This window comes from Massilia putida (assembly GCF_001941825.1).
In the GTDB taxonomy this organism is placed as follows: Bacteria; Pseudomonadota; Gammaproteobacteria; order Burkholderiales; family Burkholderiaceae_D; genus Telluria; species Telluria putida.
On record NZ_CP019038.1, the window covers coordinates 6,827,538 to 6,851,400 of the forward strand.

Annotated in this window: 24 protein-coding genes and 1 tRNA gene; 13 read left to right on the top strand and 12 right to left on the bottom strand. The window is 65.5% G+C overall.

Going from position 1 to position 23,863, the window contains the following annotated elements:
* The first annotated feature begins 20 nt into the window (after positions 1–20).
* Positions 21–1,595: a methyl-accepting chemotaxis protein gene (locus tag BVG12_RS35740; RefSeq protein ID WP_075796031.1), complete on the top strand. Its 1,575-nt coding sequence runs from the start codon at positions 21–23 to the stop codon at positions 1,593–1,595.
* 37 nt (positions 1,596–1,632) lie between these two features.
* On the opposite strand, the gene BVG12_RS32600 is transcribed toward BVG12_RS35740, so the two are convergent.
* The 10 genes from BVG12_RS32600 to BVG12_RS32645 all read right to left on the bottom strand — a co-directional run bounded on the left by BVG12_RS32600 (position 1,633) and on the right by BVG12_RS32645 (position 9,794).
* Positions 1,633–1,893 carry an alpha/beta hydrolase gene (locus BVG12_RS32600; protein WP_156895802.1) on the bottom strand — a complete coding sequence of 87 codons (261 nt, stop codon included), beginning with the start codon at positions 1,891–1,893 and terminating at the stop codon, positions 1,633–1,635.
* A gap of 190 nt (positions 1,894–2,083) precedes the next feature.
* On the bottom strand, positions 2,084–2,995 hold the full coding sequence (catA, locus tag BVG12_RS32605; protein ID WP_075796033.1) for a catechol 1,2-dioxygenase: 912 nt from the start codon (positions 2,993–2,995) through the stop codon (positions 2,084–2,086).
* Positions 2,996–3,022: 27 nt separating this feature from the next.
* Complete coding sequence (gene catC / locus BVG12_RS32610; RefSeq protein WP_075796034.1) at positions 3,023–3,313, bottom strand: muconolactone Delta-isomerase; 291 nt, start codon at positions 3,311–3,313, stop codon at positions 3,023–3,025.
* A gap of 44 nt (positions 3,314–3,357) precedes the next feature.
* Positions 3,358–4,419 carry an NADH:ubiquinone reductase (Na(+)-transporting) subunit F gene (locus BVG12_RS32615; protein ID WP_075796035.1) on the bottom strand — a complete coding sequence of 354 codons (1,062 nt, stop codon included), beginning with the start codon at positions 4,417–4,419 and terminating at the stop codon, positions 3,358–3,360.
* A 12-nt stretch (positions 4,420–4,431) separates the two neighbouring features.
* Complete coding sequence (locus tag BVG12_RS32620; protein WP_075796036.1) at positions 4,432–4,794, bottom strand: phenol hydroxylase subunit P4; 363 nt, start codon at positions 4,792–4,794, stop codon at positions 4,432–4,434.
* A 19-nt stretch (positions 4,795–4,813) separates the two neighbouring features.
* On the bottom strand, positions 4,814–6,355 hold the full coding sequence (locus BVG12_RS32625) for an aromatic/alkene/methane monooxygenase hydroxylase/oxygenase subunit alpha (RefSeq protein WP_075796037.1): 1,542 nt from the start codon (positions 6,353–6,355) through the stop codon (positions 4,814–4,816).
* Between the two features lie 22 nt (positions 6,356–6,377).
* Entirely contained in the window at positions 6,378–6,650 is a 273-nt protein-coding gene (locus BVG12_RS32630; RefSeq protein ID WP_075796038.1) for an MmoB/DmpM family protein, read from the bottom strand.
* On the bottom strand, positions 6,647–7,654 hold the full coding sequence (locus BVG12_RS32635) for a ferritin family protein (protein ID WP_075796039.1): 1,008 nt from the start codon (positions 7,652–7,654) through the stop codon (positions 6,647–6,649). Before BVG12_RS32635 ends, BVG12_RS32630 begins: the two co-directional genes overlap by 4 nt.
* Positions 7,655–7,673: 19 nt before the next feature.
* Positions 7,674–7,922, bottom strand: coding sequence for a phenol hydroxylase subunit (locus tag BVG12_RS32640; RefSeq protein WP_075796040.1), 249 nt, complete (start codon positions 7,920–7,922; stop codon positions 7,674–7,676).
* 180 nt (positions 7,923–8,102) lie between these two features.
* Positions 8,103–9,794, bottom strand: a complete 1,692-nt coding sequence (locus BVG12_RS32645) for a sigma-54-dependent Fis family transcriptional regulator (RefSeq protein WP_075796706.1) — start codon at positions 9,792–9,794, stop codon at positions 8,103–8,105.
* A 241-nt stretch (positions 9,795–10,035) separates the two neighbouring features.
* On the opposite strand from BVG12_RS32645, the gene BVG12_RS32650 reads away from it, so the two are divergent.
* Complete coding sequence (locus BVG12_RS32650) at positions 10,036–10,914, top strand: SphA family protein (protein WP_075796041.1); 879 nt, start codon at positions 10,036–10,038, stop codon at positions 10,912–10,914.
* A 421-nt stretch (positions 10,915–11,335) separates the two neighbouring features.
* On the opposite strand, the gene BVG12_RS32655 is transcribed toward BVG12_RS32650, so the two are convergent.
* Both BVG12_RS32655 and BVG12_RS32660 read right to left on the bottom strand, forming a co-directional pair.
* Positions 11,336–11,422: transfer RNA gene (locus tag BVG12_RS32655), tRNA-Leu, on the bottom strand.
* 32 nt (positions 11,423–11,454) lie between these two features.
* Entirely contained in the window at positions 11,455–11,730 is a 276-nt protein-coding gene (locus tag BVG12_RS32660; protein WP_075796042.1) for a hypothetical protein, read from the bottom strand.
* A 189-nt stretch (positions 11,731–11,919) separates the two neighbouring features.
* On the opposite strand from BVG12_RS32660, the gene BVG12_RS32665 reads away from it, so the two are divergent.
* The 11 genes from BVG12_RS32665 (at position 11,920) to BVG12_RS32715 (ending at position 23,858) form a co-directional block, all read left to right on the top strand.
* A complete protein-coding gene (locus tag BVG12_RS32665) occupies positions 11,920–12,726 on the top strand; it encodes a hypothetical protein (protein ID WP_075796043.1) in 807 nt (268 codons plus the stop codon).
* Between the two features lie 16 nt (positions 12,727–12,742).
* Positions 12,743–15,007: a penicillin acylase family protein gene (locus BVG12_RS32670; protein WP_075796044.1), complete on the top strand. Its 2,265-nt coding sequence runs from the start codon at positions 12,743–12,745 to the stop codon at positions 15,005–15,007.
* A 111-nt stretch (positions 15,008–15,118) separates the two neighbouring features.
* Positions 15,119–15,742, top strand: a complete 624-nt coding sequence (locus BVG12_RS32675; RefSeq protein WP_229503777.1) for a PEP-CTERM sorting domain-containing protein — start codon at positions 15,119–15,121, stop codon at positions 15,740–15,742.
* A 78-nt stretch (positions 15,743–15,820) separates the two neighbouring features.
* Complete coding sequence (locus BVG12_RS32680; protein WP_075796045.1) at positions 15,821–16,372, top strand: thymidine kinase; 552 nt, start codon at positions 15,821–15,823, stop codon at positions 16,370–16,372.
* Positions 16,373–16,384: 12 nt separating this feature from the next.
* Entirely contained in the window at positions 16,385–16,945 is a 561-nt protein-coding gene (locus BVG12_RS32685) for a hypothetical protein (protein WP_075796046.1), read from the top strand.
* A 167-nt stretch (positions 16,946–17,112) separates the two neighbouring features.
* Complete coding sequence (locus BVG12_RS32690; protein WP_075796047.1) at positions 17,113–19,377, top strand: carboxy terminal-processing peptidase; 2,265 nt, start codon at positions 17,113–17,115, stop codon at positions 19,375–19,377.
* A 190-nt stretch (positions 19,378–19,567) separates the two neighbouring features.
* The gene (locus BVG12_RS32695) at positions 19,568–20,416 is read left to right on the top strand and encodes a PEP-CTERM sorting domain-containing protein (protein ID WP_083685604.1); all 849 of its coding nucleotides are present in this window, start codon (positions 19,568–19,570) and stop codon (positions 20,414–20,416) included.
* A gap of 155 nt (positions 20,417–20,571) precedes the next feature.
* A complete protein-coding gene (locus BVG12_RS32700) occupies positions 20,572–21,762 on the top strand; it encodes an acyl-CoA dehydrogenase family protein (RefSeq protein ID WP_075796049.1) in 1,191 nt (396 codons plus the stop codon).
* A gap of 8 nt (positions 21,763–21,770) precedes the next feature.
* Entirely contained in the window at positions 21,771–22,931 is a 1,161-nt protein-coding gene (locus tag BVG12_RS32705; protein WP_075796050.1) for an acyl-CoA dehydrogenase family protein, read from the top strand.
* Positions 22,928–23,398: a MaoC family dehydratase gene (locus BVG12_RS32710; protein WP_075796051.1), complete on the top strand. Its 471-nt coding sequence runs from the start codon at positions 22,928–22,930 to the stop codon at positions 23,396–23,398. Before BVG12_RS32705 ends, BVG12_RS32710 begins: the two co-directional genes overlap by 4 nt.
* Complete coding sequence (locus tag BVG12_RS32715; RefSeq protein ID WP_075796052.1) at positions 23,391–23,858, top strand: MaoC family dehydratase; 468 nt, start codon at positions 23,391–23,393, stop codon at positions 23,856–23,858. Before BVG12_RS32710 ends, BVG12_RS32715 begins: the two co-directional genes overlap by 8 nt.
* Positions 23,859–23,863 lie beyond the last annotated feature (5 nt).

A 23,863-nucleotide genomic window follows, 5' to 3' on the forward strand; every position in this document is an offset into this window, starting at 1 on the left:
TAAACCAACCAGCCTCCACTATTCCCGGGGCGGTTCAAGTAGTTGGCTTTTCGCTTGTTTTCGCTCTGCTCCTCTTCCTCGCGATATTCAGCACCGTACGCATGCGAGCGTCCACGCACACGACCGATTACGTACTGAATGACAAGCTTCACAATGAGCGCTTGATCGCTGAATGGAAGAACATCATTGAGGTCAATGTTCCTCGCTCAATCGCCGCGGGGAAAACGGACGATCCGGCAATGGAAAAGCAATTCCTTACCGAGATGGCGGAGGCGTCGAGTCGCGCCACCAAAATCGTCGAAGAGCTAAACGTCAGATTGGCAGACCCACAAGCGAAAGCGCTTTTTGAACAGGCCGCGCAGATTCGGGGCACCTACCAGGCAGCACGCCGACAAGCGCTTGAGCTGCGGAAGACGGACGTCAATGCTGCGCATCGGTTCTTCGACAGCGAATTCAAACGCAGCGCGGATAACTACATCGAGGCAGCGAACAAGGTCTTGGTTCGCCAGCACGAGCTGATCGATGCCACCGCGCGCGACCTGCATGAGCAGAACACGAACTCGATTACCGTCACTATCGTGATCGGCGCTGCCGCTGCGCTTGCGAGCATCGGCCTGGCCTTTGTCATCAGTCGTTCGATCACGCGGCAGCTCGGCGGCGAGCCGACCGTCGCCGTAGCGGTAGCGCACGAGGTCGCACGCGGTAATCTGACGGTTGAGATTCCCCTCGCACATGGCGATACCTCCAGCCTGCTGTATGCCATGGAGTCGATGCGCACGCGCCTGGCCGAGATCGTTCAACAGGTGCGCGGGGGAACAGATTCGATTACGGCCGTATCAGGTGAGGTGGCGTCCGGTAACGCTGATCTGTCGACCCGCACCGAACAGCAAGCCAGCGCCCTGGAAGAGGCCGCTGCCTCGATGGAAGAGCTGGCTTCAACCGTCAGCAGGAACGCGGAACACGCACAGCAGGCGGACCAGCTGGCCCGTAGTGCCTCGGATATTGCTCGCAGGGGTGGCAGCGTAGTCGCCAACGTAACCGAGACGATGAATGCAATCCATGAGTCCGCGCGCAAGATCGTCGACATTATCGGCGTCATCGATGGCATTGCTTTCCAGACCAATATCCTTGCTTTGAACGCTGCCGTAGAAGCCGCACGCGCGGGCGAGCAAGGGCGCGGTTTTGCGGTGGTCGCATCTGAGGTACGCAATCTGGCACAACGTAGCAGCCAGGCAGCGAAAGAGATCAAAGCGCTGATCTCAAGTTCGGTCGAGCGTGTAGAGTCGGGGACGCACCTGGTCAATTCGGCAGCGCAAACGATGGCCGAGGTGGTAACAAGCGTAGTACAGGTATCGACCATCATCGGCGAGATCGCGATCGCCGGCGCCGAGCAAACCGTTGGCCTTGCACAGGTACACCGGGTCGTCGCCGACATGGACACCGTGACCCAAAAGAATGCCACTCTTGTCGAAGAGTCCGCGACCGCAGCACAAAGCATGAATGACCAGGCTCGTCATCTGAGCGAACTCGTCCAACAATTTCAAGTTGAGGCGCGGCCCAAGCGGATTCCACCACACACTGCCCTCACGATGTAAGGCGGGTTGCGCTTAGTCCGGTCGTGTGATCAGGTCTTTATTTATTGCCGTGCGCCAGCACCTGCTCGGCGCGGGACGTCCGTCCTTCGGTCGTGCCGATGCGCGCCGCGCTGTTGGCGACCACCTGGCGGCGCAGCCGATGGCCGGCGTGGACGGCCAGCCACAGGCCAGTCAGCCCGCCCATCGAGATGCCGCAGAAGTCGACGGTGTCGATCTCCAGTGCATCGAGCAGGCGCAGCGCATCGCTGCCCAACTGGGCGAGCGTGGTCCCGGTGACTGCTCCTGCGCGAGGCCGCACATCCCGTGGCCGCGCGTGTCATGGCGCAGCACGCGCATGTGCCGGGACAGCGCGTCGGCCTGCCCCTGCCGCGACGACATGTTGGTCCCGAGGGAGTTCGAGAACATCACGACCGGTGCGCCTCCGGGCCTTCCAGCGTGTAGGCGAGCTGGCGCGCGCCGGGATCCGGTAGTCGCATCGGTCGCTCCGCTCAGGCTTCGAAGCGGGCGCGCTCGATATGGTCGGCCGGCAGGCCGGCGCGTGCCGCGTGCAGGTCGAAATCGAAGTCGATCGAATAATAGGGCGTGTCGACTTCCTGCGCGCGCAGCGCGGCCGGGTCTTCCACTTTCGTCATCGCCGGTACGAGGCCTTCGCGGGTGGCGAAGGCGAAGTCGTCCCACAGGTACGGGTCGCCGTCGATGTTGATCTGCGTGGTCAGCTTGCGGTGGCCCGGCGCGGTCACGAAGAAGTGGATGTGCGCGGGGCGGGTGCCGTGGCGACCCAGCAGTGTCAAGAGCTTGTCGGTCGACCCGCCCGGCGGCACGCTGTAGCCGACCGGCACCTTGCTGCGGAAGCGGTAGCGGCCGTCCGCGTCCGTGCGGATGGAGCGGCGCAGGTTGTACGGGCTCTGGGTGGGATCGAAGAACGAGTAGCCGCCCAGGTGGTTAGCGTGCCACACTTCGACCAGTGCGCCGGCCAGTGGCTGGCCGTCGGCGCCACGCACCTGGCCCTGCATGAACAGCACCTCGCCGGGCTGCTCGTCCTGGTCCAGGCGCGCGCTGCCCAGGGATTCGGGAGCGCCCGCCACGTACAGGGGGCCCTCGATCGTGCGCGGCGTGCCTCCCGTGACGCCGGCGCGTGCCTCGGCCTCGTCCAGGCGCAGGTTGAGGAAGTGCTCGAAGCCGAGGCCGGCCGCGATCAGCCCCCATTCGCCGTTGCGGCCCGCCTCGGTCAGGTAGCCGACCGCGCTCCAGAATTCGTCCGGCTGGACGTCCATCTCCTCGATCGTCCCGAACAGGTCGCGCACGATGCGGTTGACGACGGCCTGCACACGCGGGTTGCCGCTCGCCGTCTCGGTGCTTTCGATCTTGTCCAGCAGTGCTGCGATGGCTTGCTTATCCATGTCTGTCTCCTTGTTGATAATAGGTGTTCAACGATCGTCGTCATGGATGGACGACGGGTGCCGGCACAGGGCCTCCACGTCCACGTCCATGTAGGGGAAAAGGGGAAGGGCGGTCAGCAGGGCGTGCAGTTCGTCCGCGCCGGAGACGTCGAAGATGCTGACGTTCGCGTAGCGGCCCGCCACGCGCCACAGGTGGCGCCACTTGCCGCTGCGCTGCAGTTCCTGCGCGACGGCCCGTTCGACCGCTGTCAGTTCGTCGGCCCGCGCCTGCGGCATGTCGTGCGGCAGACGGACCGTCATGGATACCTTGAACAGCATGTTGTCTCCTCAGATATTGGTGTTCGTTGCTGGTCATGGCAACCTCACAAGGAACGGAACAGTGGGCTGCGCGTGGCCTGGCCGGCGTCGGCCGCCGACAGGAACTTCTCGGTGAAGATATCCTTCTCGAACAGGCGACCCTGCATCAGGGCGGCGATGCTTGCCTCGATCATCGGCGGCGGCCCGCACAGGTAGGCGCGCCAGCCGCGGAAATCCTGATCGAACCGGCGCACGGCCAGTTCGTGCACGTAGCCGCGCTCCCCCGTCCAGGGCGAGTCTTGCGGCTCGCTGGACAGCACCGGCAGGTATTCGAAGTTCGCATGGCGCGCCGTCAGCTCCTCGAACTCGGTGCGGTAGTACAGTTCGTCGAGCGTGCGTGCGCCCTGGATCAGCCTGATCGGACGGGTGTCGCCGGATTCGAGCAGGTCCAGCACCATCGAGCGCGGGCTGGACAGGCCCGAGCCGCCGGCGATGAACAGCAGCGGGCGCGGATCGCTCTTGCGCACGAAGAAGCGGCCCAGCGGTCCGGACAGCATGACCTGTTCGCCGACGCGCAGGCCGTCGTGGACATAGGAGGTACCTTTCCCGCCCGGGACCAGCCGTACGTTCAGCTCGACCTCGCGCGCCGAGGGCGCGGAGGCGATGGAGAATGCGCGCGGTGCCGCTTCGCCCGCGAGCCACACGTTCACGTACTGGCCTGGCTGGAAGCGCAGGATGTCGCCGTGCTCGATCTCGAGGAATATGCCCTTGATGGTCGGCGTGAGCGTCTCGATGCGTGTCACGCGCGCCTGGTAATCCATCAGCGGCAGGCATTGCGCATCCGGGTCCGGGTCGATGTCGGCTTCGATCGTGATGTCCGACTGCACGGTCGCGCAGCAGGCCAGGCATTTGCCTTCGTCGCGCTCGAAGTCCATCAGCGCGAACGGCGAGGCCTCGCCGTGTTCCAGTTCGCCGCCGCTGGCCTGCACCTTGCACGTGCCGCACAGGCCGTGTCCGCAGGCGTGCGGGAGCCATATGCCGGCGCGCAGGCATGCGTCGAGGATGGTCTGGCCTTCGGCCACCTCCACGGTCTGGCCCAGTGGTTCGATCGTCAATTGATGGTTCATGGTGTCCTCCGTTCAGTTGCCGCTGCCGCCGAGGCCCGCCAGTTGCGGCGTCTGCAGGCGCAGCACGGACTTGTGGTGCAGGCCGTTCGCCGCGAGACTCGCGTCGAGGTCGGGTACGAACGGCGCGCCGGCCCGCAGCCACGTGGCCGCGCTCCGGTCGATGGACGCGCCTTCCGGATGCGCGGCCAGCAGGGGCGCCAGAACGTCGCTCACGAGCGCCCTGAACGGCATCTCGGGCGGCAGCGGTAGCGTGAACGGGCTGCAGAACAGCATGTGACGGTCCCAGCCGAAATACACGAGCTGGTTGCCGTGGAAGTTCTCCACCCGGTCGCGGACTTCGCCGCGGTAGCCGGGTGCCAATGCGATGACGGGCATGTTTGTCTCCTTGCGCCGCTCAGGCGGCGCCTTGGTTGTTGTTGGTCCAGCGCTCCCAGTTGGCGCGGTCGGCCGAGTCGGCGTAGTCGCCCTGGGCCTCGGGTTTCAGGTGATACCAGTCGAGCACTTCCGGCAGGGTGACACCGCCGCAGTTGCCCTGGAAGATCTGGTGCACGGGCATCCATGCCTGCACGTATTTTTCCGGCTCGCCCTTGAAAATGTCGCAGCAGCCGTCCGAGCAAAAGTGGTATGTGTCGTCGCCGTGCTTCACTTCGCGGTAGCAGATCTGCGTGGGGTCGTCCGGCTCGGGGAAGGCCATCGGGATCTGGCAGACCTGGCACAGCATCGGCAGACCCGGATTGGTCCAGCGCTTGCCGGCCTTGTGCTGTTCCTGCCAGTAGCGCAGGCGCGGCAGGTGGTATTGCTCGAAGGTGTCCGGGTACTGCGCCTTCAGCCAATCCAGTTCGCTTTCCGCCGGCACCCAGGTGTGGATGGCCGAGGCATGGTTGAAGTTGTAGAAGATCGACCAGGCGATGTGCGACAGGTGGTCCTTTTCCTTGGCGGCCTGCTCGTGGTATTTCGGCATCCGCACGCCATAGCGGGCCAGGTCGGCGAACAGGGCGCCGCCGTTCTGCTCGAAATACATCTCCCAGGCTTCCTTCCAGCTCATCACGCGTTTGGGCAACATGTAGTCCATCATCATGGCGACGAGCGTGAGCAGGCGGTAGCCGCGCCAGAACCATTTGTCGACCCATTTCTGGATGATCGGCAGGTTGGCCGGGTCCTGCTCCAGCATGAATTTCACGACCTCGAGTCCGAGGGTCATGTGGCGCGATTCGTCGGACTGGGCGGAGAACCCGAAGGTGACCGTGGCCATGTCGCCGTTGAACGCGGCGCCGGACATGAACGGCATGAACAGCAGATTGGTCAGCACGTACTCGAACGAGAACGAGATGGCGGTGATGAATTCGAACGGGCCGGCCGTCATCGCATCCTCGAAGTACGACTTGGGCACCGACAGGTACCACAGGCGGTCGTGCATGTGGCTCCAGTCGGAGAAGCCGCTGAAGAAGCGGTTGTACTGGCTGATCGTGTGGATCTGCGTCTGGCAGTGGCGCAGTTCGTCGACGGACTGCATCTGGCAGGCCACGCGCGCGCCGGCGCCGCGCAGGTTGCGGCCGGCCATCGCGAAGCCGCGGTGGGCCGCGTATTCCAGCGGTGACACGCCGGTCAGGAACAGTTTCAGGGCGTTCACGTAGCGCGCGTCCGTGACGTTGAGCTGGCCGTTGTTCTGCTGGAAGGCGTCGATGATGGCGTACAGCTTGCGCTCTTTTTCGGACTGGAATTTCCAATACGCGTCCATCGTCATCCGGAACGGGTCTTCCCAGCCGTTCCAGTCGTGGATGACGATGCCTTCGAACTTATCGTGCGGGAAGACGGCGTCCATCGGCTGGTAGGTGGTTTCCCAGCCCAGGTCGCGCGTGAGCAGGGCGTACTTGTCCTTGATCGACATCTTCGGCGTGGCGGCCTGGTTCGGTGCCTGCGGGGTTGCAGTGTTCATGGTGTCTCCTTGTTGTGGTGTGTCAGCGCCAGGCGAGCACGAACCGGTCTTCGGTCTCGTCGATGTTGCCGGCCAATGAGATCAGGCCGAGTTGCAGCTCTTGCGGGTCCCAGCTGCGGCCGATGAGGTCCTCGACGGTGGCGCGGTTGATCTCCAGGCGGCCGGGCGCGTCGATCTTCACCATCGCCGGGTAGCGGTACACGGTGGCGTGCGGGTTGTCGGCCTCGATGGCGTCGATCACGGGACGCATCTCGTCGTTGGCTTGCAGTGCGATGAAGACGAGTTGGTCGCTCACGATGCGGCTCCCGCGCGGGACAGGCCGAGGCCGGATAGGCGTTTTTCCAGCGGCGCCGCCACGGCCGCGAGGACATCGCCGCCGTCCGGGCCGAACAGGCGCTGCGCCACCGGGGCGAGTGCCGGCTCAAAGCGGTCGATCCAGCTGTAGGCGAACCGGGACGCCGTGGCGGCATTGGCCGCGCTTTCCTGGACGACGACCTTGACGACGGCATCGACCCAGCGCGCCGTCTCCGCATGCCATGCCCGCATGAAGTCGGTCGCGAGCGAATACACGGGGCCGTGCTCGAGGGCCAGCTGCGCGTCCAGCTTCTGGTAGAACAGCGGGTAGACGAGGGCGTCGAACACGAGGTTCTGCGCGACGAAGTTCTCGAACCAGTCGCGGCACACGAGCAGGTCTTCCACGGCGTGGCGCACCGGTTGCCAGGCGGCGTCGCGCAGCCAGGCTTCACGGGCCGCGTCCACCGCCGGCTTGCCGCCGATGAGCAGGCCGACGCGGGTCAGGTACTGGGCCAACGCCAGGCGGTCCATCGTGTGGAACATCGTCGCTTCCGTGATGGCGGCGCCATAGCCGTACGCGGTGACGTAGGCATTGTTCATGTTGGCTGCCCACTCGGTATGGCGCAGGACGACGAGGGTGTTGACCAGCATTTCCTTCACCGGCCCGGGCAGGGCGGCCAACAGCGCGCGCTGTTCGATGAATTCGAGGTTCTTTTCCATCGAGTCCTGCTGGCGCGCACGGGTGTTGACCCAAGTGCCGTAATAAAACTGGCGCGGATCCTTGAGCGCATACCAGTCGGCCATCACAACGGCCGTGCGGCGCCGGTCGTACAGCTCGTAGTCGGGCTGCCACAGCGGACGGTAGTGAAAGTTGGCGTCCGGCTGCAGGTCGTACATCGCTTCCTGGTAGCGCGTGGCCGGCTTGTCGGCGCCGAGGCGGCGCGCGATGTTGGCGAACGTCTGGCGCACGGGCTTGACGCTGTCGGTCCGTATGTCGATTTGCATGATGGGTCTCCTGGTCGTTTTAATCGTGGGGATGCGCGCCGGGCACGCTGTCGTGCCAGTGGCGTCGCTGGTGGTCGAGTTGCGCGGACGGCAGGTCCGGCAGCACGAGGGCGCGCTCGCGGCGGCGGAACGCTTCGTACTGCACGGGACGCATCGTCAGTTCCACGCACAAGTCCGGATCGCCGATCGAGAATTCGAATCGCACCCAGCCTTCGTCGCGCGACGTCACGCGCACGAAGCGGCCGGACGGTTCGGGGTTGTGGATCATGTCTCCTCCTGTTGTCGGGTGCTGCACAGGAGCTATAGCAACCGCTATGCCAGGAGGTTAAGTGATTGAATTTAAAGGGAACGTGCGCCGGCGCCGGCGTGGCGCGGCGCGCGGAACTCACGATTTGATGAAGCCCTGCGCGATGGTTTCAGCAAATGCGCAGGCGGGGCAGAAGGGAAACTACTTGACGCCTTTCAGCTTGTCCAGCCGATAGGCAAGCTGCGGCCGCGTGATGCCGAGCAGGCGCGCCGCCTGCGTGACGTTGCCGTCGGCCCTGGCCATGGCGGTGTGGATCAGGCGCGCCTCGAACTGGTCCAGCCTGAAGTCTTCATTGAGCAGCTGCTCGCACAGCGTGTCCGGTGCGGACGGCGCATCGGGCGCGGGCGGCGTGTGCAGGCGGCCGGATGGCGCGATGGCCATCATGCCGCCGGCTTCGGCCAGCGTAGGGAACAGCGTGTGGATGTCGATCATCTGGCCACTGTCGGTGAGGATCACGCCGCGCTCGATCATGTTCTCCAGCTCGCGGATGTTGCCCGGCCACCGGTAGTGCATCAGTGCCTGCATGGCCTTGTCGGAGACGCCCAGAATGCGCTTGCCATACATCGTGTTGTACTTGCCGACGAAGTGTTCCGTCAGCAGCGGGATGTCCTCGATGCGCTCGCGCAGGGGCGGGATGTGGACGGGATAAACGTTCAGGCGGTAGTACAGGTCCGCCCTGAACTTCCCTTTCTCCACGGCCTGTTTCAGGTCCTCGTTGGTGGCCGCCACGATGCGCACGTCGACCTTGTGGCTGTGCGTGCCGCCCACGCGTTCGAGTTCGCCTTCCTGCAGCACGCGCAGCAGCGCGGCCTGCGCGCGTGGCGACAACTCCACCACCTCGTCGAGGAAGATCGTGCCGCGGTGGGCACGCTCGAACTTGCCGGGCCGGCTGACGGTCGCGCCCGTGTACGCGCCTTTCTCCACGCCGAACAGCTCTGCCTCGATCAAGTCGGGAGGGATGCTGGCGCAATTGACCGCCACGAAGGGCTGCTCCGCGCGCGGCGAGCCGACGTGCAGGCCGCGCGCGAACACTTCCTTGCTCACACCCGTCTCGCCCAGCAGCAGCACGTTGGCCCGGCTGGCCGCGGCCCGGTGGATTAGCTTGCTCGCTTCCCGGAATGCGCGCGACCGCCCCACGGAATTGGCCAGCGTGTCCTGCTCGCCGGCCTGTACGACGTCGCGCAGTTCGCTCAGCTGGCTTTGCAGTGCGAACAATTCCTCGGCCATGGAATCGCGCAGCAGCAGCCGTTCCGTCTCGGCGCGGTCTTCCCATTCCTCGGCGGGCTTGCCGACGATCTCGCAGTGCGCGCTGCCGCAAGCCGCGCAGGCCGTTTCCTTGTAGATGATGGGGCGGCCGATGAAATACGTCGTGTAGCCACTGGCGTAGCCCAGCTGGCTCCAGCACACGGGCTCGTTGCTGACGTCGTGGTGCTGGAGGTAGACCTGCGCCTCGAACGAATTGCGCCAGGCGAAACGGCCGGAGAACGTACCCTTGGCAAGGTCGAAATCCAGTTCCAGCGGCGTCACGTGCACGAGGCCACGGATGCTGTGCAGTTGCGGACCGACCATGAAGGCCTGTTCGGCCGGCAGGTCCGGCCGCAGCTTGCGCGCGAGTTCCGCGTCGCGCAGGCCGGTCCGGTAGCCGAAGCGCATCAGCAGCGCACGGGCGCGCTGCACGCCCATGCTCTCGACCAGTTCGTCGCGCAGTACGCCCCATGCCGCCGTGGGATTGAGCATCACGCGCTGCTCGTTCAGCCAGATCGTGCCCTGGTCGGGATCGAAACGGATCTGCGCGAGCAGGTCCTCGTTGGAAGGTAACTGCGGGTTGTCCACTGCGGCGTCTCCGGCGTGTTTATCGATGTTTTCGGCCAAGTGTGCCACAGATGCCGGGCCCCGTCAGGCGGCCGTTTCTCGGCTCTTCCGCGGCTCTGCCGGACTTCATCATTTGATGAAGCGCGCTTCACCAAATGATGACGTGCACGGTGCCGGACATGCGCCGTTCCCTGGCGGAACCCGTATGGCACGGTCGTTGCGTACCCGTCCGCCGCCACGACAACATCAACAAGGAGACGAAATGAAACGAGCAAGCGTGCTTGCATTCGCGCTGGTGTCCGCGTTCGGCGCCGCCCGCGCCACGGAAGGGGGCGGCCTGGGCGTCTATCCGGACGGGCTGGAGAACTTCATGTCCGGCGCGTTGCCGCCGCCCGGCGCGTACGGCATCGTGTACGGCAGCCACCTGCATTACGACACGGTGCGCGATGGCGCCGGCAACCGCGTGGGACCGCCGGACTTCCGCGTCGCGGTGGACGTCATCGCGCCGCGGTTGGTCTGGGTCACGGGCCGGTCGGTGCTCGGCGGCCAGCTGGCGCTGCATGCGGTGGCGCCGCTGCTGGACGTCGACGTGCACGCGGGCGGCGGGCGGTGGACGAGTCGCGGACTCGGCGACATGACGGTCGGCGCAGCACTCGGCTATCACGCTTCGCCGAACCTGCACTACCTGGTTGCGCTGGACATCGTGGCCCCGACGGGCCACTACGACCGCGCCGATCCGTCCAGCCTCGGCAGGAACGTGTGGACGGTGCAGCCGGTGCTGGCAGTCAGCCGCATCGGGCCGTCAGGCTGGAACGTCGATGTGAAAGCGATGTACGACCTTAATCTCGTCAATCACGCGACCGGAACGCGCTCCGGGCAGGCGCTGCATGCGGACTATGCGCTCGGGTGGGGACTCGGCAATGGCTGGGTGCTCGGTGCTGGCGGCCACGTCTACCGACAGATCACCGACGACACCGGACCGGGCGCCGCCGGTAAGGCGATGGCGTTTGCGCTGGGGCCGGCGCTGAAATATGACAGCGGCAAGGGCTGGTTCCTGACTGCGAAGCTGCAGCGCGAGTCCGGTGTGCGGAATCGGTTGCAGGGCGAGCAGTTCTACCTAAAGGCCGTGCTGTCCCTGTAGCAAGTGCGCGGTTCCTATATCCGTCTATTCGTTCGGCCGGTGCCAGATCGTGGTTCGCGATGCGCTTAAACGCCCGAACGTTGCGCGGCAGACCGCACGTGGGAGCGGATCGGTAGTCCATCCTCCGGTACTTGCCTGCCGAGGTCACGAGCAGGTACATGCCGTCACCGTCGGTATAGTTGGCGGCCGCCTTGCCGTTCGGTTTGGCTGCCCTGATGAACGCGTCCGTGAGTGCCCTGTCGCCTCCCATCAGTCGTGTGACGGTATACGACTTTACTCAGCAGCCGTATACCGTCACGGATACCGTCAAAGCTCTGCGCCAGGCAGCGCTGACCTGAGACAAACTGAACAATAAAACCCGCGGCGTCATAGGAGAGACGGCAGGTCCGGGGACGGTAGGGAAGGGCAAGAGACGATCTGATGGTGCCCGGAGCCGGGATCGAACCGGCACGCCATCGCTGGCACGGGATTTTAAGTCCCGGGTGTCTACCAGTTTCACCATCCGGGCAGCGGGCAGAATTCTAGCACAGCCAGACCCGATCAGGGTCGAAAATGCAATGTTGACCTGGCCGGCGCCGGCCAGCGTTGCGCCGAGCCGAACGGCCGGACCAGCGCCGCCGCCACCGCAACCAGCGGATGCGGCGGACGCGGTCCGAGCCGCCGCTTGCCCGGCCGCGTCAGCACGCGCAGCGCGACGTCGAGCGGCACGCCGTCCTCGTGCAGGAGGCGGGCGGCGCGGGTGGTGCCATGTTGCCGGCTGGCGTCCAGCACGGCATCGATGAACATGGCGGAAATACGGTCGTGGCGTCGGTTCATCGGTCGCTCCCTTACGGCTGAGACCGGATTATTGTGCGCCGATCGGCGCGGCATTGCCATGCAATGTGCATGGCGCGCGCCGTCTTTACGGAACGGTATTTCCTTCAACCGGACGCACGCATGGTGTAGCATGCGGGGCGATACGCCCGCGGCCCCGGATGCCGGGGCAGGACCATGCAAGGACAGACATTGAATATCACGATCAACGAAGAACTCCGCTCTTTCATCGATCCCCTCACACCCGTCGAATACGCGGCGCTCGAACGCAGCCTGCTGGCCGACGGTTGCCGCGATGCCCTCGTGCTGTGGCGCGATGTGCTGATCGACGGGCACAATCGCTACGACATCTGCGCGAAGCACGGCATCCCGTTCCGGACCGTCGCCAACGACAAGTTCGACTCGCTGGAAGACGTCATGCTGTGGGTGATCGACAATAACCTCGCGCGCCGCAGCGTATCCGATTTCCAGCGCGGGATGCTCGCGTTGCGCAAGAAGGAAATCGTGGCCGCGCGTGCCGCCCAGCGCGCCGCCCAGCAGCCGCCGGACGCCGCACCGGAACAGGCGGCACAGGAGCCGGCCGACGATCCGTCCGACCCGCCCTGGAGCACGCGCGAAGACGTGGCCAAGGCCGCGCGCGTGTCGGCGAATACGCTGAGCCAGATTGAGCGCATCCGCAAGACGGCGGCGCCGGAACTGGTCGACGCCGTGCGCAGCGGGACGATTTCCGTCAGCGCGGCCGCCAGCGTCGCGTCGCTGCCACCGGAAGCGCAGGTCGCCGCCGTCGCCGGCGGGCGCAGGGAATTGCAGCAGGCCGCGCGCCAGGTGCGCGAGCAGAAGGCGGGCGCGAAGCCGAAGAAGGAAACCGTGCCCGATTCGCCGGAAGACCAGGTCAAGGCCTTGCGCACCCAGGTCGGCGAACTGAAAGACCGCGTCGCCACGCTGATGACGGAAAACGAAGTGCTGCGCCAGAAGCTCGCCGCGCTCGGCGGCGCCTGAGTTCCAAGGAGGTCCCATGACGATGTCCCGCACGACCCCGGTCGCTGTCGCCTGTGCGGCGCTGTTCGCGCTGGCGCAACCCGTATATGCCGAGGCTCCGGCACCTGCCGCCACGGCGGCGCGTGTTGCGTTCGCGCCGGCCGAGCTGGCGCGCATGCGGGCGGCGGCGCGGCGCGTGACGATCATGCGCGACACATGGGGCATCCCGCACGTCTTCGGCAGGACGGACGCCGATGCCGTGTTCGGCATGCTGTTTGCCCAGGCCGAGGACGACTTCAATCGGGTCGAGCGCAATTACATCAATGCGTTGGGACGGCTGGCCGAAGTCGAGGGCGAAAAGGAGATCTGGCGCGACCTGCGCATGAAGCTGTACATCGATCCCGCGGACATGAAGGCGAAGTATGCGGCGAGTCCCGCGTGGCTGAAGAAGCTGATGGATGCGTATGCCGATGGCCTGAACTGGTATCTCGCCACGCATCCGCAGGTCAAGCCGAAGCTGATCACCCGCTTCGAGCCGTGGATGGCGCTCGCGTTCAGCGAAGGCAGCATCGGCGGCGACATCGAGACCATCTCCCTCAAGGACCTGGAGGCGTTCTACGGCAAGCAGCTGGCGGCGCCGGTCGCGCTGGCCGACCTGGGCGATCCGGGCATGGGCTTCGATCCGGAGCCGCGCGGCTCGAACGGCTTCGCCATCGCGCCGCAGCGCACGGCCAGCGGGCACGCGCTGCTGATGATCAATCCGCACACCTCGTTCTACTTCCGTCCCGAGATCCACATGGTGAGCGCGGAGGGCCTGAACGCGTACGGCGCCGTCACATGGGGCCAGTTCTTCATCTACCAGGGGTTCAATGAACGCATCGGCTGGATGCACACGTCGGGCGGCGGCGACGTCATCGACGAGTATCTGGAAACGGTGACCCGGCGCGACGGCAAATACGTCTACAAGTATGGCGATGCCGAGCGCACCGTACGCGAGAAGACCATCACGCTGCCTTACCGCACGGCGGACCGCATGGCCAGCCGCACGGTCACCGCGTACTTCACGCACCATGGCCCCGTGATCCGCGCCCAGGACGGCAAATGGGTGGCCGTGCGCATGATGGACGACCCGATGCACGCGCTGATGCAGTCGTATGGCCGCACGAAGGCGCGCGACTACGCCGCGTTCTACAAGGTCATGGAGCTGCGCACGAATTCGTCCAACAACACGGTGTATGCGGATGCCGACGGCAATATTGCCTACTTCCACGGCAATTTCATCCCGCGCCGCGATCCGCGCTTCGACTGGACGAAACCCGTCGACGGCAGCGATCCGGCCACCGAGTGGAAGGGGCTGCACGACGTCAAGGAGACGATCACCGTGTTCAATCCGAAGAGCGGCTACCTCTCGAACACGAACAACTGGCCCTGCACGGGCGCGGGCAGCAGCAGTCCGGACTGCTCGACATATCCGGCGTATATGTGGTCGCTGCCGCAGAATCCGCGCGGCATCCACGCGGAACGCGTGCTGCACGATGCGCACGACCTGACGCTCGATGGTCTCATCGCCAAGGCCTACGACAGCTATCTGACGGCGCTCGAGCCGCTGGTGCCCGCCGTCGCGCGCGACTGGGAAGCGCTGCCGGAAGGCGATCCGGTCAAGGCGCGCCTGGCCGAGCAGGTGGCGCTGCTGCGCGGCTGGGATCTGCGCTTTTCGACGGCTTCCGTGCCGACGTCGCTGGCCGTGTACTGGGGCCAGGAGATGGTCGCGCAAGCGTCGGCGCGCGCGAAGGCGCAGCGGATGCCCGTGATCGACTTCGTGCAAACCAGTTTGACGCCGCAGGAACGGCTCGACGCGCTGGCCCGCGCGAGCGACAAGCTGCAGGCCGATTTCGGCAACTGGAAGACGCCGTGGGGCGAGATCAACCGGTTCCAGCGCTTGTCCGGCGCCATCGACCAGCAGTACGACGACAGCCAGCCCAGTATTCCCGTCGGCTTCACGTCCGCGAACTGGGGCTCGCTGGCCTCGTTCGGCATGACGGCGAAACAGACGACGAAGCGCATCTACGGCGACCGCGGCAACAGCTTCGTCGCGGCCGTCGAGTTCGGTCCACACGTGCGCGCGAAGAGCATCCTGGCCGGCGGCGAAAGCGGCGATCCCAAGTCGCCCCATTTCACGGACCAGGCCGCGATGTACGCCCGTGGCGAATTCAAGGACGTTCTCTACACCAAGGATGACATCGAGAAACACCTCGAGCGCAAGTATCACCCGGGCGAAGAGGCGCCTGTACGCATGCGCTAGATGCACCGCAAAGCCGGGTGCCGATACCGGTTTTGGCAAATAAACACTTCGCGTTCCTCGGTTCTACTTGAGGCGGCCATACGGCCATCCAACCGCCACAAGGAGCACATCGTGCGTACCCCATCGTTGTTTTCACCGAAACCGCTGTGCCTGGCCGCCATGCTGTGCGCCGCGGCGGGTGCCCAGGCGGGCATCATGGTCTACACATCCGAGACCGCGTTCCTCGCCGCCGTCCCGGCGCCCGGCACCGGCACGTTCGGCGATCCGATCATCGCGCCGTACGGCGACGCGGTCCACCGTACCGCCGGTGCCTACCACTATCAGGCGTATTCCGCCATAAGCATCCGGGGCGCCGGCGGACCGACGGATGTCTGGTTGTCGAACAACCTCCGCTACAACCCCATGGTGTTCTCGAATTTCCGCGACGGGGCGAGTGCGTTCGGCGGGAACTTCTTCGCGTCCGATGTGGCCGGCCGGTTCGTGGACGGTGCCGTCGTGCTGACGGCTGCCGACGGTGGCACGCTGACCTACGATTTCTACGGCGCGACGTCGTCGTCGTTCCTCGGCTTCGTCTCGACGGCGCCACTCGCTTCCGTGACCTTGGGCACGGACGGCGGCGCGTACCGGCCGACGGCGAGCCACGTCGTGCCGGCGGTGCCGGAACCGGCGGCCTACGGCATGATGCTGGCCGGGATCACGCTGCTGGGCGTGGCGGCGCGGCGCCGCCGCGGCTGAGGCCACCCTGGCGCCGTGCCATGCCCGATTGCTATAATCGCCGGATCGTACAACGGCTTTTCAGGGCAAGGCACGGCAGTGGCAAAACTCTACTTCAGGTACTCGGCGATGAACGCCGGCAAATCCACCTCCCTGCTGCAGGTAGCGCACAATTACGAAGAGCAGGGCCAGAAGGTCCAGCTGTACACGGCCGCCATCGACGATCGCTACGGCGTCGGCCAGATCACGTCGCGCCTGGGCCCGCACCGCCAGACCGAAGTGTTCGACACGAACACCGACTTCCTGGACAACGCGCCGGCCGTGGCGTGCGTCCTGGTCGACGAAGCCCAGTTCCTCACGAAGGAACAGGTCGTGCAGCTGCACCAGCTGGCGCAGGTGCGCGGCGTGCCCGTGATCTGCTACGGCCTGCGCAGCGATTTCCGCGGCGAGCCGTTTCCCGGTTCCGCATACCTGCTGGCGCTGGCCGACGATATCGAGGAAATCAAGAACATTTGCACGTGCGGGAAAAAGGCGACGATGAATATCCGGGTCGATCCGGAGGGGCGCCGCATCCGCGAAGGGGAGCAGGTCAGCATCGGCGGCAACGAGAGTTATCGCCAGGCCTGCGGCCGTTGTTTTTACCTGCGCTGACGCGGACAGTCCATGGCCTGGCTGGCAGGTTGCGCCACCCATCTGCCCGCCTGGGCCTGCGGCCTGGGCGAGATCGTGCTGTACCTCGTGCCGTCGCTGGCGCTGGCGTTCCTGATCTGGATGGTGACCAAGGCGCATCCCGTTTTTTTCCTGTTCAGCGCCGCCGGCACGTTCTGCCACGAACTGGCGCATTTCGCGGTCGGGCTGCTACTCGGCGCCGAGCCCATCGGTTTTACCATCATCCCGCGCCGCAATGGCCGGACGTGGGAACTGGGGTCTGTCTCGTTTGCCAACCTGCGCTGGTATAACGCGGCGCCGGCCGCGCTGGCGCCTTTCCTGGTGCTGCTGGTGCCGCTGACGGTGGCGTGGTGGCGCACGCGCACCGCCTGGCAATTCGGTCCGGCCGATCTGGCAATGACGCTGCTGCTGGCGCCGCAGTTCCTGGCGTTCTGGCCGTCGCCCGTCGACTGGAAGCTGGCGCTGCGCAGCTGGCCTTATCTGTTGATCATCGCCGCGGCGGCCCTGGCCGCGTGTTGGTTTCACACCAGTTTGTTTCGATTTGTAAAAGCGTAGCCGCATCGCCGGCAGCAAGACTTAAGCTCGGCTGAAACGCGTACAAGCCGGCTCTGCGCCGCTTCGCTATCCTGTAGAATGGGTTGCATCCGCCGCTGCGTCGGCGCGACCGTCAGCCCTCCCGCCTGGCAGTCGCTATTGAATATCCCGTCCGGAGAACCTAAAGAATGAAGAAGCAGATGTTGATGGTCGCGCTGGCGTTTGCCATGTCGGCCCACGTGGTCACGGCGCAGCCCGAGAAGGTTGCCGTCGTCCAGACCGACAAGGCCGCCATCGTCCAGCTCAAGCCATCCGTCGCCCAGACCCAGGCCGCGCTTTGGGCGTCGCGCGTGCTCGCGCGCTACCACTACAAGGCCACGCCGCTGGACGACGCGATGTCCGCGAAGATCTTCGACGCCTACTTCAAGGCGCTCGACAGCGAGAAGCTGTACTTCACCCAGGCCGACATCGACAATTTCGCGCCCGTCCGCACCAAGCTCGACGACGCGATCAACAACGAAGACCTGACGGTGCCTTTCCAGATCTACAACGTCTACCAACAGCGCTTCTTCGACCGCATGACCTATGCCCGCGAGCTGTTGAAGGGCAAGTTCGAGTTCAACACGGACGAAACCCTGCAGATCGACCGCGAGAAAGCCCCCTGGGCCAAGAACGAGGACGAGGCGAGGGACTTGTGGCGCAAACGGGTCAAGAACGACTGGCTGCGCCTGAAGCTGGCCGGCAAGGACGACAAATCGATCCGCGAGACGCTCGACAAGCGCTACGAGGGTTACCAGAACCGCCTCAAGAAGCTGAACAACGAAGACGTGTTCCAGATGTTCATGAACGCGTACGCGATGGCGATCGAACCGCACACGAACTACCTGGGCCCGCGTTCGGCCGAGAACTTCGATATCGCCATGCGCCTGTCGCTGGACGGCATCGGCGCCGTGCTGCAGTCGCGCGAGGACTACACCGTGATCCGCGAGATCGTCCCCGGCGGTCCGGCGGATAAATCCGGCAAGCTCAAGGTGGGCGACCGCATCGTCGGCGTCGCGCAGGGCAATGGCCCGTTCACGGACGTGATGGGCTGGCGCATCGACGACGTCGTGCAACTCGTGCGCGGCGAGCGCAATTCGACGGTCCGCCTGGACGTGCTGCCGGCCGACGCCGGCCAGGACGGCAAGCATGTGACCATCTCGCTCGTGCGCCAGAAGATCAGCATGGAAGAGCAGTCGGCCAAGAAGAAGATCATCGAGGTCACGGACAACGGCGTGAAGCGCCGCATCGGCGTGATCCAGTTGCCGACGTTCTACCAGGACTTCGAAGCGCGCCGCCGCGGCGACAAGGATTTCAAGAGCGCGACCCGCGACGTGAAACGCATCCTGGGCGAACTCAAGAAGGAAAAGGTCGACAACGTCCTGATCGACCTGCGCAACAACGGCGGCGGTTCGCTGATCGAGGCCGTCGAACTGACGGGCTTGTTCATCGACAAGGGCCCGGTCGTGCAGCAGCGCAGCGCCGAAGGCCGCGTCGAGGTCGAGAGCGATACGGATGCCGGCCTCGCGTGGGACGGCCCGATGGGTGTGCTGATCAACCGCGGTTCCGCGTCGGCGTCGGAAATCTTCGCCGCCGCGATCCAGGATTACGGCCGCGGCCTGATCATCGGCGAACCAAGCTTCGGCAAGGGCACCGTGCAGACGCTGATCAACCTCGACCGCTTCTCGCAGGACAGCAAGCTGAAGTACGGCGAGCTCAAGATGACGATCGCCCAGTTCTTCCGCATCAACGGCGGGACCACGCAGCTGCGCGGTGTCACCCCGGACATCAAGTTCCCCATCACATCGGATGACGACAACTTCGGCGAATCGTCGTATGAGAACGCGCTGCCGTGGACGCAGATCAAACCGGCGACGTATATGCCCGCTGGCGATCTAAAGGAGCTGTTCAATCCGCTGCAGAAGAAGCACGACGCGCGCGTCGCCAAGGACCGCGACTTCCTCGACATCGAGCAGGACATCGCCGAAGCGCTGAAGCTGCGCAAGGACAATGTGATCTCGCTCAATGAAGCGGTACGCCGCAAGGAACGCGAGAATCAGGAAGCCAAGGCGCGCCTGCGCGAGTCCCGCCTGGCCGGCAAGGACAATCCGGACGAGCCGGTGTCCGGCCCGGGCAGCAAGGAACTGCGCGGCAAGGTGCCGACACCGACGAACCCCAGAAAGACGAATGTCGCGCTGAAAGGCGCGGCGGGTGCCGACGACGGCCTGCAGGGCGACGAACGCAGCCTGACGGCCGAACTGGCCGCCGAGAAGGCCGCGAAGAACGCCAAGGATGTCTATCTGCAGGAAGCGGCGCATATCCTGGCCGACGAGGCCGGCATGCTCAAGGCGGACACGCGGATGGCGTCGCGCGTTATGCCTTACTTGTCAGGAATGAAACAGAATGGCAACTAATCAGTTGTAAAAAATGAAATACCGTCCGGTTGCGCCGTTGGCGTAACCGGATGGCTCAAGGCGAGGCTCTCCTGGGAGCCTCGCCTTTTTTTTATGCCGCTCAATTGAAAATTGTGTTTTTTATAGCTGTGTTACATTGACTCAGCAGTTGAATTAAGAATAACTTTTCAAACTGAGCAAGGAGTACAATATGTCAACTCGTTATCTCATCGCGGCGGCTCTCCTGTTCGGGAGCGCATGCGGAGCCCAGGCAGAAGTGGTCTCGGCAGCGGCCCAATCGGGTTTCCTGTCCGGTTGGACCAGCGGCAATGGCGCCGACGTCGTCAGTTCCGGCATCCTGTCGAACGGCGTGAGCCTCGTCGGCGGCGCGGCCTACGGCAGCGGCAACCTGGCCGAGGCGTTGTACCAGAAGGCGAGCGCAAGCGTCGGCCAGACCGGTGCGGAAGTCAAATTGTCGTATTCACAAGGTATCGCAGGTACTTATCTGCTGAGCACCAGTAATGCCAAGCTCGCGGCGATGCTGGGTAACGGCATGTCCGTGGTGTCTACCAGCGACGGCAAGGTCGTCACGTCGGGCCAGACGGGTGCCGCGTCGGTCGGCGGCACGGTCGGCGGTTCCTACGCTGGCGGTGGTGCCGGCGCCGGCGGCACGACGGGCAGTGCCGGCAACGGCGTCCACGGCGCGCCGTCCGGCAACTACGGCAACGCGGGCAACGGCGTCCACGGCGCTCCGTCCGGCAACGTCGGCAACGCGGGCAATGGCGTCCACGGCGCGCCGTCCGGCAACGTCGGCAACGCGGGCAATGGCGCCACGGTCATCACTCCGGCTGCCGGCGGCCAGGGAGGCGGCGCCATCGTCGACCTGCCGATCCCGGCCAAGAACAGCAACGGCAACGGCGGAGGTACCGACCTCGCCCAGGACCTGCCGGTGAGCCTGCCGGCCGCACCGGCCGCCGCCGTGCCGGAACCGTCGTCGATTGCCCTGATGATGGCGGGCGTGCTGGGTGCGCTGGGTGTCGTCCGTCGCCGCAAGATCTGATCCGCAAGATCTGATCTGTGCGATTGCCTGTTCTCGCCCCCGCCCGTGCGGGGGCGATGCTTTTTGGGCGCGGCACATCCTTTATCGTCCAGTGATTTCAGGTACAATCTTTTGAACGGTCGTGCTTTTTTGGCCGGCACAACAAAGGAGACAACATGGACCTGACCTACACCGGCGACGACCTGGCTTTCCGCGACCAGGTACGCGCCTTCCTCGAGGCCGAGCTGCCGGCCGACCTGCGCCACAAAGTTGAAAATCGCCTGCGCCTGCACAAGGACGACTACGTGCGCTGGCACCGGATCCTGGCGCGCCAGGGTTGGGTCGCGCCCGGTTGGCCGCGCGAGTTCGGCGGGCCGGGGTGGACGCCCGTTCAGCGCCACATCTTCGACGAGGAATGCGCCCGCGCCGGCACGCCGCCTGTCCTGCCGTTCGGCGTGAACATGGTCGCGCCCGTCATCATGGCATTCGGCAGCCAGGCCCAGAAGGACCATTACCTGCCGCGCATCCTCTCGTGCGAGGACTGGTGGTGCCAGGGTTATTCGGAGCCCGGCGCCGGGTCGGACCTTGCATCCCTCAAGACCACCGCCGTGCGCGACGGCGACCACTACATCGTCAACGGCCAGAAGACGTGGACGACCCTGGCGCAGCACGCCGACATGATTTTCTGCCTCGTGCGCACCGACCCGGGCGTGCGCAAGCAGGAGGGCATCTCGTTCCTGCTGATCGACATGCACGCGCCCGGCGTGACCGTCCGTCCGATCGTCATGCTGGACGAAGACCATGAGGTCAACGAGGTCTTTTTCGACAATGTACGCGTCCCGGTGTCTAACCTCGTCGGCCAGGAAAACAAGGGCTGGACGTATGCGAAATATCTGCTGGGCCATGAGCGCACGGGCATCGCGGCCGTCGGCCGCTCCAAGCGCGAACTGGCCCGGCTCAAGACGCTGGCGCGGCGCGAGCAGAAGGATGGCCGGCCGCTGTTGCAGGACCCGTTGTTCGCCGCGAAGGTCGCGGACCTGGAGATCGAGCTGATGGCCCTCGAGATGACCGTGTTGCGCGTGCTGGCGGAAGCACATAAGGCGCCGGGCCCGGAAGCGTCCGTGCTCAAGGTGCGCGGCACCGAGATCCAGCAGCGCCTGTCGGAACTGATGGTGGAGGCGGCCGGTCCGCTGGCGCTGCCGTTCGATCCTGCCTATCTCGAAGGCGAGCGCGAACACAGCGCCATCGACGACGACTTCGCCGCGCCGCTGCTGCCGCATTACTTCAATTACCGCAAGACGTCGATCTACGGCGGGTCGAACGAGATCCAGCGCAACATCATCTCCCAGATGATTCTGGGCCTGTGAGGAAAGACATGGACTTCAACTTCAAGGAAGAGCAGTTGCAACTGGCGGATGCGCTCAAGCGCTGGGTCGCCCGCGACTATACGTTCGAGGCCCGCCGCACCATCGTCGGTTCCGCCGGCGGCACGTCGGATGCAGCCTGGAGCACGCTCGCGGAGCTTGGCTTGACGGCGCTCCCGCTGCCGGCAGCGCATGGCGGCTTCGATGGCGACGCCGTCGACATGTTCGTCGTGATGCAGGAACTGGGCCGCGGTCTCGTCGTGGAACCGTATTTCGCGACGATGCTCGGCGCCGAGTTCCTGCGCCGCGGCGGCGCGCACGGCGCCTTGCTGGACCGCGTCGCGGGCGGCGAACTGAAACTGGCGTGCGCGCTGGGCGAACGCCAGTCCCGCCACGACCTGCGCGACGTGGCCACGCGCGCCGTGCAGGAAGACGGCGGCTGGCGCCTGAACGGCGAAAAGAAGGTCGTGCTGCATGGCGCGCAGGCCGGCGTCCTGATCGTGTCGGCGCGGAGCAGCGGCGCCCAGCGCGACCAGGACGGCATCACCTTGTTCGCCATCCCGGCCGATGCGCCGGGCGTCGTCACCCGCGACGTGCGCATGCTGGACGGCCAGCGCGCCGCCGACGTGCTGCTGCGCGACGCGCGCGTCGGACTTGACGCCGTGGTCGGCACGGCGGGCGCCGGCTGGGACATCCTGGAAGCGGCGGCGGACTACGGCGCCGGTCTGCTGTGCGCCGAGGCGCTCGGCGCGATGGATGCGCTGTTCGCCGCCACGCTCGATTATCTGAAGACGCGCCAGCAGTTCGGCGTCCCGATCGGCAAGTTTCAGGCGCTGCAGCACCGCATGGCCGACATGTACGTGCATCTGGAGCAGGCCCGTTCGATGGCGCTGCTGGCCGCCGTGCGGCTCGCCGGCGAGGCCCGCGACGGCAACCCTGAAGAACGGCGCCGCGCCGTCGCCGCCGCCAAGTACCGCGTGGGCCAGGCCGCGCGCTTCGTCGGCCAGCAGGCGATCCAGTTGCACGGGGGCATGGGCGTGACGGACGAGCTGCCGGCTTCGCACTATTTCAAGCGCCTGTCGACGATCGAGCTGACGCTGGGCGATTGCGACCACCACCTGGCGCGCTTCATCGCGCAGCCGGGCTTTTACGGCGACGAGGAGGCGGCATGAAGGACCACTGGTATTTCGAGGATTTCGAGCCGGGCCAGGACATCGACCTCGGCACGCGCACCGTCACGGAAGACGAGATCGTCGCGTTCGCGCGCCAGTACGATCCGCAGCCGTTCCACGTCGACCAGGATGCGGCCGCGGCGTCGATCTACGGCGGCGTCATCGCCAGCGGCTGGCACACGTGCGGCATGATGATGCGGCTCGTCGTCGACGGGCTGCTCGGCAAATCGTCGAGCATGGGTTCGCCCGGCCTGGATGGCGTGCGCTGGCTCGCGCCCGTGCGCGCGGGCGACACCCTCAACGTGCGTTACCGGACGGTGCAGGTGAAGCCGTCGGCGTCGAAGCCGGACCGCGGCGTCGTGTGGTCGAAGTGGGTCGCCATCAACCAGCACGGCGAGACCGTGTGCACGGTGGAAGGCATGGGCATGTTCGGGCGCCGGCCCGGCGGGGAGAGTCGCGATGGCTAAGGCTTTGCACGAAGTGACGGGGCTGGATGCCTTGACAGCGCTCGTGGGCACGGAGCTGGGCCGCTCGCGCTGGTTCGAGGTCGGCCAGGACCGCATCGCCACGTTCGCCGACGCCACCGACGATCATCAGTGGATCCACGTCGATCCGGATCGCGCCGCGCGCGAATCGCCGTTCGGCACGACCGTGGCGCACGGCTTCCTGACCTTGTCGCTGCTGCCGTCCATGCTGGCCGACGTGCTCGCGATGGCCGACGCGAAGCTCGTCGTGAATTATGGATTGAACAAGGTGCGCTTTCCCGCGCCCGTGCCGGCCGGCAGCCGCGTGCGCGCGGCGATCGTGCTGGCGGCGCTGGACGAGGAGGCGGGGTCCAGCCAGCTGACGCTCGACGTCACGGTCGAACGCGAGGGCGGGACGAAACCCGTTTGCGTGGCCGAGTTCCTGGTGCGTCGGTATGTCTGATCGTC